Origin of the sequence: Sphingomonas faeni, from assembly GCF_024273235.1 — a bacterium.
GTDB lineage: Bacteria > Pseudomonadota > Alphaproteobacteria > Sphingomonadales > Sphingomonadaceae > Sphingomonas > Sphingomonas faeni_A.
Window position 1 is genome coordinate 73532 of the sequence record NZ_JANBVH010000016.1, and the last position, 12909, is coordinate 86440.

General features: G+C 66.7%; 10 protein-coding genes. 5 read left to right on the plus strand and 5 right to left on the minus strand.

The genetic code is table 11. The features are described 5' to 3' along the window. Positions 1 to 91: 91 nt before the first annotated feature. Positions 92 to 1027, minus strand: coding sequence for a prolipoprotein diacylglyceryl transferase (lgt, locus tag NLI89_RS10675; protein WP_439144506.1), 936 nt, complete (start codon positions 1025 to 1027; stop codon positions 92 to 94). Between the two features lie 37 nt (positions 1028 to 1064). Between lgt and NLI89_RS10680 the strand changes: the two genes are divergently transcribed. The 4 genes from NLI89_RS10680 to phbB all read left to right on the plus strand — a co-directional run bounded on the left by NLI89_RS10680 (position 1065) and on the right by phbB (position 6876). Continuing rightward, the gene (locus NLI89_RS10680; protein WP_254687044.1) at positions 1065 to 2768 is read left to right on the plus strand and encodes a class I adenylate-forming enzyme family protein; all 1704 of its coding nucleotides are present in this window, start codon (positions 1065 to 1067) and stop codon (positions 2766 to 2768) included. Between the two features lie 158 nt (positions 2769 to 2926). Then, positions 2927 to 5116 (plus strand): xanthine dehydrogenase family protein molybdopterin-binding subunit, encoded by a 2190-nt coding sequence (locus NLI89_RS10685; RefSeq protein ID WP_254687045.1) that lies wholly within the window; start codon positions 2927 to 2929, stop codon positions 5114 to 5116. Further along, positions 5113 to 6120: a ferrochelatase gene (hemH, locus tag NLI89_RS10690; protein WP_254687046.1), complete on the plus strand. Its 1008-nt coding sequence runs from the start codon at positions 5113 to 5115 to the stop codon at positions 6118 to 6120. Before NLI89_RS10685 ends, hemH begins: the two co-directional genes overlap by 4 nt. Positions 6121 to 6153: 33 nt before the next feature. Beyond that, a complete protein-coding gene (phbB, locus tag NLI89_RS10695; protein ID WP_128454995.1) occupies positions 6154 to 6876 on the plus strand; it encodes an acetoacetyl-CoA reductase in 723 nt (240 codons plus the stop codon). Between the two features lie 404 nt (positions 6877 to 7280). Here the strand turns inward: phbB and murA are convergent, their stop codons facing one another. Next, entirely contained in the window at positions 7281 to 8564 is a 1284-nt protein-coding gene (gene murA / locus NLI89_RS10700) for a UDP-N-acetylglucosamine 1-carboxyvinyltransferase (RefSeq protein ID WP_254687047.1), read from the minus strand. Positions 8565 to 8792: 228 nt separating this feature from the next. Here murA and NLI89_RS10705 point away from each other — a divergent pair, with 228 nt between their 5' ends. Next, entirely contained in the window at positions 8793 to 9476 is a 684-nt protein-coding gene (locus tag NLI89_RS10705) for a Crp/Fnr family transcriptional regulator (RefSeq protein ID WP_254687072.1), read from the plus strand. 150 nt (positions 9477 to 9626) lie between these two features. Here the strand turns inward: NLI89_RS10705 and clpS are convergent, their stop codons facing one another. The 3 genes from clpS to NLI89_RS10720 all read right to left on the minus strand — a co-directional run bounded on the left by clpS (position 9627) and on the right by NLI89_RS10720 (position 12702). Continuing rightward, positions 9627 to 9965, minus strand: coding sequence for an ATP-dependent Clp protease adapter ClpS (clpS, locus tag NLI89_RS10710; protein ID WP_254687073.1), 339 nt, complete (start codon positions 9963 to 9965; stop codon positions 9627 to 9629). Between the two features lie 190 nt (positions 9966 to 10155). Next, positions 10156 to 10605 (minus strand): phasin family protein, encoded by a 450-nt coding sequence (locus NLI89_RS10715; RefSeq protein ID WP_254687048.1) that lies wholly within the window; start codon positions 10603 to 10605, stop codon positions 10156 to 10158. A gap of 384 nt (positions 10606 to 10989) precedes the next feature. Next, on the minus strand, positions 10990 to 12702 hold the full coding sequence (locus NLI89_RS10720) for a PHA/PHB synthase family protein (RefSeq protein WP_254687049.1): 1713 nt from the start codon (positions 12700 to 12702) through the stop codon (positions 10990 to 10992). Between the last annotated feature and the right edge of the window lie 207 nt (positions 12703 to 12909).

The following is a 12909-nucleotide window of genomic DNA, read 5'->3' on the forward strand; positions in this document are numbered from 1 at the left end:
GATGTAACGACGCGCAGCGCATGTCACCACGGACGTTCCACTTGGGCCCCGGCCTTCGCCGGGGTGGTGCTTCTATGCGAAGTACGCTGTCCTAAGCGACGCTCTGCGACCCGGCGATCGACTCGACCCGCACGCGGCGTTTAGCCGACGTCGCCACCAGATAGGCGCCACCGATAATCATCGGCACGCACAGCCACTGCCCCATATGCAGCCCGGTCGACTCGGCAAACGCCCGCAACTGCGAATCGGGCTCTCGGAAGAACTCCGCCGTGAACCGGGCGAGGCCGTAGCCCAGGACGAACAGCCCGACGAGCTTGCCCGGGTCATAGCGCGCCTTGGTCTTCCAGAACGCGAACCATAGCAGCGCGAACAGGACTATGCCCTCCAGCCCCGCCTCGTACAGCTGGCTCGGATGCCGCGCCGGCTCGACCATCCCGAACGGCACGGTGCGCTCGAAGATGATCCCCCACGCGACGTCGGTCGGCTTGCCCCACAGCTCGCCATTCACGAAGTTCGCCAGCCGCCCGAAGAATAGTCCGAAGGGGACGCAGCACGCGATATAATCGTGGACGCGCAACCAGTTGAGCTGGTGCTTCCGCGCGAACAGGATCAGCCCGATCGACGTGCCGATCACCCCGCCGTGGAACGACATGCCGCCGTCCCAGAGCCGGAAGATGCGCAGCGGATGGAGGAACATCTCGGGCGCGTAGAAGATCACATACCCCAGCCGCCCGCCGAGGATGATGCCGAGCGTCGCGTAGAATACCAGGTCGTCGGCATGGCGCCGCGCCATCGGTGCGCCAGGCTGTGCGAGCAGCTTCAGCAGATACCACCAGCCGAGCAGGATCCCGCCGATATAGGCCAGGCTGTACCAGCGCAGCGTGAAGAAGCCGATCGAGAAGACGTCGGGGTGCAACCCCAGATCCTCGAAGCGGATGTGACTGCCGACGGCAGGCGCTACGGCACCCGCAGCGGCGGTGATGGTCGACAGGATCAAAGGCTTTTCCCCACGCGTTCGCCCCTGCATAAAGGCCGATAACGATAAGACCAAGTAGGAGAGCGATATGCGGACCGAGCTGGACCTGGCTATGGATTCGACGATGGCCGCGCTGACTGCGCCCGACGGCATGCTGGCGCTCGGTTCGGTCGAGCGGTTCGGGGTAAAGCTGCCGACGATCGCCGCCGCCCCGCCCGCGCTCAGCTATTATTTCGCGCACTACGCCAACGAGCACCGCGACGCCGTCTTCCTCGTCTCCGGCGACGAACGGCTGACCTTCGGCGAGGTCTACGCCGCGGCCGAGAGCACCGCCCGCGCCCTCGTCGGCGGGTACGGCATCGCGAAGGGCGACCGAGTCGGCATCGCGATGCGCAATTCGCCGTCGTGGATCGTCCTCTACATGGGCATCGTCATGGCCGGCGGCGTCGCGACGTTGCTCAACGGCTGGTGGCAGTCGGAGGAACTGGAAACGGCGATCGGCGAGGTCGATTGCTCCCTCGTATTCGCCGATCCGCCCCGCGTGAAGCGACTCGCGCAGATCGCGGGCCTGCGCGCACCGGTGGTCGAGATCGACGATTCGCGCCCGCTCGACGCTGCCCTCGCAGCCGTGTTCGCAAAGGACGATCACGCCGCAGACCTCCCGCCGCTCGGGCCGGAGGATCATGCGACGATCCTGTTCACCAGCGGCTCGACCGGCCAGTCGAAGGGCGCACTCTCAGAACACCGCGCGGTCGTCCAGGGCATCTTCAACTATCTCGGCCAGGCGATGATGATGCTCGGCATCGCCACCGCACAAGGCAATCCCCCGGTCGGCCAGCCGGTCACGCTGCTGACGATCCCGCTGTTCCACATCACCGGCGAAGTCCCCGTATTCCTCCAGAGCTTCGCGATGGGCCGCAAACTCGTGCTGATGCCGAAATGGGATGCGGGCGAGGCGATGCGGCTGATCGAGGCGGAGGGCGTCACCTATTTCGTCGGCGTGCCCTTGATGAGCTTCGAAATCCTCAACCATCCGGACCGCGCCAAATACGACCTGTCGACCGTCACCGATTTCGCCGCCGGTGGCGCGCCGCGCCCGGTCGATCACGTCCGCCGCATCGACGCGGAAATGGGCGGCCCGGATGGCAAGGGGGGCGCACCGTTGATCGGCTACGGCCTGACCGAGACCAACGCGGTCGGCACCGGCAACTGGCGCAGCAACTACCTCGCCAAGCCCAATTCCGCCGGCCGCCCCAGCGCGCCTTTGGTCGATCTCGCCATCCTCGACGATGCCGGCCACCCGGTCGGCCAGGGCCAGCGCGGCGAGGTCTGCATCCGCTCGATCTGCAACTTCAAGGAATATTGGAACCGCCCGGACGCGACCGCCGCCGCGTTCACGTCGGACGGCTATTTCCGCACCGGCGACATCGGCTATCTCGACGAGGACGGCTATCTGTTCATCGTCGACCGCAAGAAGGACATCATCATCCGCGGCGGCGAGAACATCTCGTGCCAGGAGGTCGAGGCGGCGCTGTACGAGCATCCTTCAGTCGCGGAGGCGGCGGTGTTCGGGTTGGCGGACGAGCGGTTCGGCGAAGTCCCCGGTGCGGTGGTCGTGCCGCAGGACGGCGAGGCGCTAACGGCGGACGAACTATGCGCGTTCCTCCACCAGCACATCGCCGCGTTCAAGGTGCCGCAGCGGATCTGGATCTCGGACGCGCCGCTGCCGAGGCTCGGGACGGAGAAGATCGACAAGGTCTCGCTGAAAGCCACGTACCGAGCGCTGGCCTAACGTCCCTCGCCCCTACGGGGAGAGGGAGGGAGGAGCCGTAGGCGACGGAAGGGAGAGGGGAGTGAGACTCCCGGCACGGTCCCGGAGACCCTCTCCCCCTCATCCGACGCTGCCGCGCCACCTTCTCCCCGCAGGGGAGAAGGATTAGAGGCCAAGGCATGACGATCAACAGGCGTGGCCTACTCATCAGCGGTGGCGCGGGGATCGGCCTCGTCGTCGCCTGGGGCCTCTGGCCACGAACCTACGCCCCCAACCTCGTCGCCAACCCCGGCGAAACCCCGTTCGGCGCCTGGCTCAAGATCGGCACCGACGGCCATATCACCGTCGCGGTCCCGCAGGTCGAGCACGGTCAGGGCGTCTACACGACCCTCCCCCAGATCGTCGCCGACGAACTCGGCGCGGACTGGCGCACGATCGGCGTCGAGCCCGCCCCCCTCAACCCGCTCTACGCCAACACGGTCGGCACGCACGACCTGTTCGAAGGCCTGCTCGACCGCCTCCCGCAAGCCACGACGCAGCCACCGATGCTGACCGGCGGGTCCAGTTCGATCCGGATGTTCGAGCAAGCCTGCCGAGAGGCCGGCGCAGGCGCCCGCGCACTGCTCTGCATGGCGGCGGCCAAACGCTGGGACGCCGATTGGACCCAGGTCAACGTCGAGGCCGGCTTTTGCACATACCAAGCCAAGCGCATCCGCTTCGCCGAACTCGCCGAGGACGCCACGAAGTTCACGCTCCCCGATCCCCTCCCGCTCGGCATCCAGGGCGCGGGCAAGCTGGTCGGCAAGTCGGTCCCCCGTCTCGACACCCCCTCGAAGGTCGACGGTTCGGCCAACTTCGCCGGTGACGTCCGCCTCGCCGACATGGTCCACGCCGCGATCCGCCAGGGTCCGGTCGGCAGTCGCTTGGTCAAGGTCGACCGCGCCGCCGCCGACCGTATCCGCGGCGTATTGTCGGTCGTCGAGAACCCACGCTGGGTAGCGGCCGTCGCGACGACAGGGTGGGCCGCACAAAAGGCGCTCGACGCGCTCGCGCCACGGTTCGAGAACGACGCTCCGCTCCCCGATACCAGGTCGATCGACGCAGCCCTGGACGCTGCGCTCGCGCGTCCCGGCATGCGGATGGCGGAGACCGGAGACGTCGCCGCGACGTTCCAGAGCGCCAAACTCGTCACCGCGACCTACCGCGCCGGTCTCGGCCTGCACGCAGCGATCGAGACCCGCAGCGCGACCGCCTCCTTCTCCAACGGCCGCCTCGAACTCTGGCTCGCAACGCAAGCGCCGGGGCTTGCGCGAGCGGCGGCGGCGCGCGCGGCGAACCTCAGCGAGGAGGCGGTCGTCGTCCACCCCATGCTGATCGGCGGATCGTTCGGTGCCGCACTCGAACACGACGTCGCCGAACAGGCTGCGGTGTTGGCGGTGAAACTTAGGCGCCCGGTCAGCCTCGTCCGGTCGCGCGGCGAGGACTCGCTCCACGACCACTACCGCGCACCCGCAGTCGCGAAGATGGCCGCCCGCCTCGCCCCCAACGGCGCGATCATGGGCTGGAGCGCAAACATCGCAGCCCCCTCCACCGGCGCCGAGATGGCACGCCGCATGATACCGGGCCTCGCGACCGAAGCCGCGCTGATCGGCACCAAAGGCGACCGCTACGCCGTGGCAGGCGCATCGCCCGTCTATCGCATCCCCGCCTATGCGATCGACCACCACCCCGCCGAGATCGGCATCCCGACCGGCCACCTCCGCGGCGGCGCGCACGGCTACACCGCGTTCTTCACCGAATGCTTCCTCGACGAACTCGCGCGCGCGGCCCAGTCCGAACCGATGTCGTTCCGCATCGGCATGCTCGGCGGCGAACCACGACTCGCCCGCTGCCTGTCGACCGCGGCGGCGCTCGGCGGCTGGAACGGCGGCGTCGCGGGCAGCGGCCAGGGCATCGCAGCCCACGCCTTCCGAGGCAGCTACATCGCCGTCATGGCCGAGGCGCACATGGGCGCGGACCAGCGCCCGGTGGTCGACCGGCTCGTCGCCGCGGTCGATTGCGGCGCGCTGATCAACCCCGACATCGTCCGCCAGCAGATCGAGGGCGGTCTGATCTTCGGCATGGCCTCCGCACTCGGCGCCTCGACCGGCTTCACCCGCGGCCTTGCCGACGCACGCGGGTTCGACACGATCGCCCTGCCGCGCCTCGCCGACACCCCCGACATCACCGTCGAGTTGATCCGCAGCGAGGAAGCCCCCGGCGGCGTCGGCGAACTCGGCGTCCCCGCGGTCGCGCCCGCGATCGCCAACGCGCTCTATGCGTCAACAGGCTTCCGCATCCGCAATTTGCCTTTAAGACCAGCGTCATGACCCTGCCCCCCGATCACCCCCCGATTCCCAAGCCCAAGATCGGCGTGTTGCTGATGAACCTCGGCACGCCCGATGGCCCCGATGCCAAATCGGTGAAGCGCTATCTCGGCGAGTTCCTGTCCGATTCGCGCGTCGTCGAAATCCCGCAGATCGCGTGGCAGCCGATCCTGCGCGGCATCATCCTCAACACCCGCCCGAAAAAATCCGCGCACGCCTATGCGCAGGTCTGGCGCGACGATGGCTCGCCGCTCGCCGCGATCACGCGGTTGCAGGCGGCAGCGCTGAAGGATGCGTTCGGACCGGAAGTGCTGGTCGATTGGGCGATGCGCTACGGCAATCCATCGATCGCGGACCGGCTAACGGCGATGAAGGCGGCGGGCTGCGAACGCATTCTACTCGCGCCGCTCTACCCGCAATATTGCGCAGCAACGACCGCCACCGCGAACGACAAGGCGTTCAAGCATCTCGCCGGGCTTCGCTGGCAGCCGGCGGTTCGCACGCTGCCGCCATACTATGACGACACGCTCTATATCGACGCACTGAAGGACTCGCTCGAAGCGGGCCTCTCGGCGCTCGACTTCACCCCCGACGCAATCGTCGCCAGCTTCCACGGGATGCCGAAGCGGACGTTGCAGCAGGGCGATCCGTATCATTGCCACTGCCAGAAGACCGCACGGCTACTCGGCGAGCGTATGGGCCGCGACCTGACGATCGCGTTCCAGTCGCGGTTCGGGCCGCAGAAGTGGCTGGGGCCGGCGACCGACGAGACGCTGGTGGCGCTCGCCAAGGCCGGCAAGACCAAGATCGCGATCTTCGCACCGGGCTTCTCCGCCGACTGTCTCGAGACGCTGGAGGAATTGTCGATCCGCGGGCGTGAGAGCTTCGAGGAAGCGGGCGGCACGCATTTCGCCTATCTCCCCTGCCTCAACGACAGCCCCGTCGGCGTGGAAATGTTGCGCAGCATTTTGGCGCGCGAGCTTGAAGGATGGGTGCGGGCTGGCTAGCCTCCGGCAAAAGGCTGAACCTAGGAGAGACTGATGGCACGGGTCGCAATTGTAACCGGTGGTACGCGCGGAATCGGCGAAGCGATCAGCCTCGCATTGCAGGAGATGGGCCTGACCGTAGCGGCAACCTATGCCGGCAACGACGAACGAGCCCGCGAATTCACCGAGCGCACCGGGATCAAGGCGTACAAGTGGGACGTCGCCGATTACGACGCGTGCCAGGCGGGTTGCGCGCAGGTCGCCGCCGATCTGGGCGATGTCGATATCGTCGTGAACAACGCCGGCATCACCCGCGACGGCACGATCCTGAAGATGACGTACCAGGATTGGAAAGAGGTGATGGACACCAATCTCGGCGGGTGTTTCAACATGGCCAAGGCCGTCTTCCCCGGCATGCGCACGCGCAAATGGGGGCGGATCGTCAACATCGGCTCGATCAACGGACAGGCCGGGCAATACGGCCAGGTGAACTATGCCGCGGCGAAATCGGGCATCCACGGCTTCACGAAAGCCTTGGCGCAGGAGGGCGCGCGCGCAGGCGTGACGGTGAACGCAATCGCGCCGGGGTATATCGATACGGACATGGTGGCGGCGGTGCCCGCCGACGTGCTGGAGAAGATCGTCGCGAAGATCCCGGTCGGGCGACTGGGCCAGGCGACCGAGATCGCGCGCGGCGTGGCGTTCCTGTGCTCGGAAGAGGGCGGGTTCGTTACCGGCTCGACGCTGAGCATCAATGGCGGGCAGCACATGTACTGACGGGCGCAGGCAGCGCAAAGCGCAGCCGATGCCCGCAAGCAAAGCGAAGCGGGCAGCGCCCGGCACGGCCGGCGGGTCGGCAAGGCCGAACCCGTCCGACGGCGGCTTTGCCGGCGGCGCTGAGTAGATGTCTACCGGATTACCAAGGACGGTCTTGCTTGATCCTGGGCCCCCGCCTTCGCGGGGGAAGTAGGAAGGGAAGCGCTGCTCAAACCGAAGCCAAGAGCTCCCGCTACAAACAAACATGCCACCACAAAACGCCCGGCAACCTACTCCCTCTCCCCTCCGGGGACAGGGTCGGGGTGAGGGGCAGCCAAGCAGTGCATCGCCCGGAACAGCCCCTCACCCAACCGTCTCCCCGGAGGGGAGAGGGCTACCCCGGCTCAAATCAAGACAGCGAGCCGTTACCCGTCGCTAGCACGCTCGATATCCGCCCCAACCGCGCTCAGCTTTTCCTCCAACCGCTCGTACCCCCGGTCGAGGTGATACACCCGGCCAACCGACGTCTCGCCATCCGCCGCCAACCCGGCCAAGATCAAGCTCATCGACGCCCGCAGGTCGGTCGCCATCACCGGCGCCCCCACCAGCTTGTCGACCCCGCGCACCACCGCGGTCCGCCCGCGCACCTGGATATCCGCCCCCATCCGCGCCAGTTCGGGCACGTGCATGTAGCGGTTCTCGAAGATCGTCTCGGTCAGCACGCTGGCGCCGTCCGCCTTGCACAGCATCGCCATGAACTGCGCCTGCATGTCGGTTGCGAACCCGGGGTATGGCGCGGTCGACAGCGTCAGCGGCTTCAGCACGCCATCGGATGCGACACGCACACCGTCCTTGGTCGGCGTCACCGACACGCCCGCCTCGACCAGCGCGTCGATCGTCGCGCCCATGTCCGGGATCGCCACGCCGACCAGTTCCAGGTCGCCGCCGGTAATCGCCGCCGCGCACGCGTAACTGCCCGCCTCGATGCGGTCGGGCATCACCGCATAGGTCGCGCCATGGAGCCGGTCGCGGCCTTCGATCGTCAGCGTCTCGGTGCCGATCCCGTCGATCGACGCGCCCATCGCGACGAGGCAGTTGCAGAGGTCGACGATCTCGGGCTCGCGCGCGGCGTTCTCGATCACCGACGTCCCCTTGGCGAGCACTGCCGCCATCACGACGTTCTCGGTCGCGCCGACCGACACGATCGGGAAGCGGAAGCGTCCGCCCGGCAATCGTCCACCCGGCGCGATCGCCTTCACATAGCCAGCCGCCATCTCGAGCTCGGCACCGATCGCCTCGAGCGCGCGCAGATGCAGATCGATCGGCCGGTTGCCGATCGCGCAGCCGCCCGGCAGCGACACCGTCGCCTCGCCGCCACGCCCGAGCAGCGGCCCGAGCACCAGGATCGACGCACGCATCTTCCGCACGATATCGTACGGCGCCTCGGTCGAGGTGAGGTTACCTGCGCGGATCGTCATCACCCGGCCGAAATCCTCCGGCCGCGTACCCTGGATCGCGGTCGACGCGCCAAGCTGGTTGAGCAGATGGCCGAAGCCGTCGACGTCCGCCAGCCGCGGCAGGTTGCGCAGCGTCAGCGGTTCTTCGGTCAGCAACGCGCACGGCATCAGCGTGAGCGCGGCGTTCTTCGCACCGGAAATGGGCAGGCGCCCGGACAGGCGATTGCCGCCACGAATGAGAATACGGTCCATCCCGGGTGTCTATCGCGGCTGGCGGTCCGCGCAAGGGGCCCGCACGCCGCGACATGCCGGGAGGCGACGAGCGGAGCCAAAGTCCGGGTCGCGCTAATGCTCGCGCTTGATCGACTTTAATGCGCGGGAATCATAGCTTTGCTCTGTGTCTCCACCAACATGGGGGACCATTTCAGAGTGCCGGACAGCTGCTTCGCCGACCGCGTCGGCGATCTCATCGACCTGTCGATGAACGAAAGGGCTGCGCTAGCGCGGTTTGAGGAGCGCCCGCGCGAACTGCGTCGTGGTGCGATCCTGCTGCGGGAGAACGACCCGCAGTCCGAACTCTTCATCCTCCAGCGCGGCATGGCGATGAGCTATGTGCTGCTCGACGACGGCAGCCGCCAGATCCTCCGCTTCCTCTATGCCGGCGACATGCTCGCGGTGTCCGCGCTCGTCTATCGTGACTCGCCCGAGACGGTGGTCGCGCTGACCGATTGCACGGTGTGCCCGTTCGATCGCGCGGCGATGACCGCACTGGTCACCGATCATCCGCGGCTGTCGGCGATCATCATGGTGATGAACCAGATGGAGAAGGTGGCGCTGACCGACCGCCTCGCCGCGCTCGGCCGCACCTCGGCGAAGGCACGGATCGCTGCGCTGCTGATCGAGATGCGCAACCGGATGCGGCTGCGCGACCAGGCGCTCGGCAACAGCTTCACGCTCGGCCTGACCCAGGAGGAGATCGGCGACGCCACCGGGCTCACCGCGGTGCACGTCAACCGGATGCTGCGGCAACTGGAAGAGGACGGCCTGATCCGCCGCGAGAACGGCCGCGTGACTCTGCTCAACGAGGTGCAATTGGCGCAGGCGGCGAACTACATCGACCGCTTCGACGGCCTCGACCTGCGCTGGTTGCCACCAGCGCGATAGACTCTCGATCCTCCCCCGCCAGGGGGAGGTGGCTGGCCCTTGCCAGACGGAGGGGGAGGACACGGAGCGGAGGTTGGCGCTTGCCGCCCCCTCCGTCACCTTCGGTGCCACCTCCCCCTTGCGGGGGAGGATTAGCTCAAGTCCAACGGCTCACGCCTTCTCGAGCGTGCACTGCAGCGGATGCTGGTTCTGGCGGGCGAAATCCATGACCTGCGACACCTTGGTCTCGGCCACCTCGTAGCTGAACGTCCCGCATACCCCGACGCCCTTCTGGTGCACATGCAGCATCACGCGGGTCGCCGCCTCCATGTCCATCCGGAAGAAGCGCTGGAGGCACAGCACGACGAATTCCATCGGCGTATAGTCGTCGTTGAGCATCAGCACGCGGTACGGCGTCGGCTGTTTGGTCTTCGCGCGCGTCTTGGTCGCAACGCCGGCACCAGTGCCGTCATTGCCATCCTCGCCACCATCGTCGCGGCGCTCGGCCATCATCGCGGCCAGCTTCAATTCGGGGGTCAACACCATGCTGCCAAAATATGGCATGCCGGGGGGCAAGGGCAAGGGGGCGCCCGCACACCCCACGCGAAATCCGCACGAAATCCGCAAACGAAAAGGGGCGACCGTCGCATGACGGCCGCCCCTTTCGTGTCGCACTACCCGAAGGCGGCGCGCAATCGACTTACGCCGAGATCTTCATCTTGTCGGTCGCGACTGCAACGCGGTTCGAGATCGGCTGCGCGAACTCGCCGAACATCTTCAGCATCCGCTCGGTCGAGCGCGAACCCTCGGCGATCATCGTGTCGAACGCGGTGCGGGCATAATCGCCCTGGAGCTTCATGAACTCGGTCGGCGACTTGGCGGCGGCGAGCGTCTTGGCGGCTTCAGTCGCGCTCTCGAACGAGGTCTTGGCGTACTCGGCCGCTTCCTGGCCAAGCGCCTCGACGTTCTTCGCGGCGATCTTCGACGATTCGACCAGCGCCTCGATATTGCCCTTGCCGAATGCGACGAAATCTTCCGCCATCTTCGCCGACTTCTCCATCGCGCCCTTGGCCTGCTCGGTATACTCGGCGGTATTCGCGCCCGTGAAGAGGGCCTTGGTCTTCTCGGTGATGCTCTGGATCGTTTCCATCGTGGCGTCCTTTGTTTCGCTGGCTAGGGTTTCTCTAGCTGGGATCCCCGTCGGCGCGGTGGCCGGAATCGGGGCGGGAATGTCCGGGTGCGGCGATACAAAAGCAGCCGCGAGAGGTTGAGGTGCCGACGTCTTGGCGATCGGCTCGGGCGCCGGTTTCGCCGGCTTGGCGACAGTCCGGGGGGAGGCTTTGGCGGTCGCGGCCTTCACGGCAGCCACCGGTTTCGCGGCGGCGGCAGGCTTCGAACCGGCCTTGGCCGTCCGTTTCACGATATCCACCATCCACGCACCTCTCTTCGGAGTTATGTCGCGGTCTTTGTACACGATTCGTGGCGCCGCACAATTAAATTGTGCAGTGCACCATGACGTTAACGGAAGGTAGCGCTATCGGGTTTTGACATACTCACCCGGAGCATCGCCGAGTGCCGCAAGCGCCCCCGCGCCGGGTTGCCTGACCCCTTCCGCGGCAACGGTCTTCGGATCCAGGGCGCGCACCCAGGCGATCCAGTCGGGCCACCAGCTTCCCTTGGTCTCCGTCGCCCCCGCGACGAAGTCCTCCAGCGTCGTATGCGCCGCGGGATTGGTCCAAAACTGATACTTCCCCGCAGCCGGCGGATTCACGACTCCGGCGATGTGCCCCGACCCCGCCAGCACGAACTTCAGCGGGCCCGCGAACAGCTGCGTCAGCTTCCAGACGCTTTCCGCCGGCGCGATATGATCCTCGCGCCCGGCCTGGACATAGCTTGGCGTCTTGACCTTGGTGAGGTCGAGCGGCGTGCCGTCGACGCTGATCGCGCCCGGCTGCACCAGCAGATTGTCGCGGTACAGGTCGGTCAGATAGCTCAGATGCCATTTCGCCGGCAGGTTGGTGGTGTCGCCGTTCCAGTGGAGCAGGTCGAACGGCACGTAATCCTGCCCCAGCAGGTAGTTCTGCGTGACGTAGTTCCAGATCAGGTCGCGCCCGCGCAACAGGTTGAACGTGGTCGCCATATAGCGCCCGTCGAGGAACCCCTCGGGCGACAGCGACGCGACCATCTTCAGCTGCTCGTCGTCGATGAAATGCTGCAACTCGCCCGCCTGCGCGAAATCGACCTGGGCTGTGAAGAACGTCGCACTCGCCACCTTTTCCGCCTGCCCGCGTGCGGTCAGCAGCGCGAGTGTCGCGGCGAGCGTGGTGCCCGCCACGCAATAGCCGATCGTATGCACCGCCGGCACGTCGAGCATGTCGCGGACGGTGTCGATCGCCTCGACCTGCGCGCCGACATAATCGTCCCAGATCACGTCCTTCATGCTCGCATCGGCGGATTTCCACGACACCATGAACACGGTGATGCCCTGCTCGACCGCCCAGCGGATGAAGCTCTTCTCGGGCGTCAGGTCGAGAATGTAGAACCGGTTGATCCACGGCGGGAAGATGACGAGCGGCGTCGCCAGCACCTTGTCGGTCGTCGGGCTGTACTGGATCAGCTCGTAGAGCGGCGTGCGTTTCACCACCTTGCCGGGCGTCATCGCCAGGTTGCGGCCGAGTTCGAACGCACCGTCGGGGGTATGCGTCACCTGCCCGCGGGCAAGATCCGCCATCATGTTCTGCAGGCCTTTCAGCAGGTTTTCGCCGCGCGTTTCGATCGTCTTTTCGATCACTTGCGGGTTGGTCAGCGCGAAATTGGTCGGACTCATCGCGTCGACGAACCCCTTGGTCGCGAACCGCAACTGCTCCTTCTGCTTGGGGTCGAGCCCATCGACCGCCTCGACGCCGCGGAGCATGTGGTCGCCGATCAGCTGATAGCTCTGGCGGATCAGGTCGAACACCGGCTCGCGCCACTGCGGCGCCTTGAAACGCTTGTCGGTGACGGGGGCGGGCTCGGGCGCCTTGGCGGGATCGAGAAAGCGCTGCCACAGCGTCAGGCTATCGGTCCAGAAATCGCGTGCGCGCTCCAGCGTGGCGGGGTCGGTGAAGCCCGGGATCGCGGGAATTGCTTCGGGCCCGGGCTGCATCGCCGCCAAGCCCTGCTCCATCATCATCTGCTGCGCACGCCCCATTACCCAGGTCCAATGCTGGAGATCGGGCAGGCTCGGGGTAGGAGGAGTTTCGGCCATGACGTCCTCTGCTTTTTCCGGAGCTTAGCCGAGCGATCGGCCAAGCGGAAGCCAACCCTCGTTCCGTCACCCCAGCGAAAGCTGGGGTATTCCCGTAGTCGAAGGGTACGGCCCGAACCGGGATACCCCAGCTTTCGCTGGGGTGACGGCAATTGGGGATTGGGGTGACGCCTCCCCTCACCTGCGGTACAGCACCCGCTCCTCCAG

Coding starts and splice junctions, on each gene's coding strand:
- lgt (WP_439144506.1), bottom strand. CDS start 1,027: ATGCAGGGGCGAACGCGTGGGGAAAAGCCTTTGATCCTGTCGACCATC.
- NLI89_RS10680 (WP_254687044.1), top strand. CDS start 1,065: ATGCGGACCGAGCTGGACCTGGCTATGGATTCGACGATGGCCGCGCTG.
- NLI89_RS10685 (WP_254687045.1), top strand. CDS start 2,927: ATGACGATCAACAGGCGTGGCCTACTCATCAGCGGTGGCGCGGGGATC.
- hemH (WP_254687046.1), top strand. CDS start 5,113: ATGACCCTGCCCCCCGATCACCCCCCGATTCCCAAGCCCAAGATCGGC.
- phbB (WP_128454995.1), top strand. CDS start 6,154: ATGGCACGGGTCGCAATTGTAACCGGTGGTACGCGCGGAATCGGCGAA.
- murA (WP_254687047.1), bottom strand. CDS start 8,564: ATGGACCGTATTCTCATTCGTGGCGGCAATCGCCTGTCCGGGCGCCTG.
- NLI89_RS10705 (WP_254687072.1), top strand. CDS start 8,793: ATGAACGAAAGGGCTGCGCTAGCGCGGTTTGAGGAGCGCCCGCGCGAA.
- clpS (WP_254687073.1), bottom strand. CDS start 9,965: ATGGCCGAGCGCCGCGACGATGGTGGCGAGGATGGCAATGACGGCACT.
- NLI89_RS10715 (WP_254687048.1), bottom strand. CDS start 10,605: ATGGAAACGATCCAGAGCATCACCGAGAAGACCAAGGCCCTCTTCACG.
- NLI89_RS10720 (WP_254687049.1), bottom strand. CDS start 12,702: ATGGCCGAAACTCCTCCTACCCCGAGCCTGCCCGATCTCCAGCATTGG.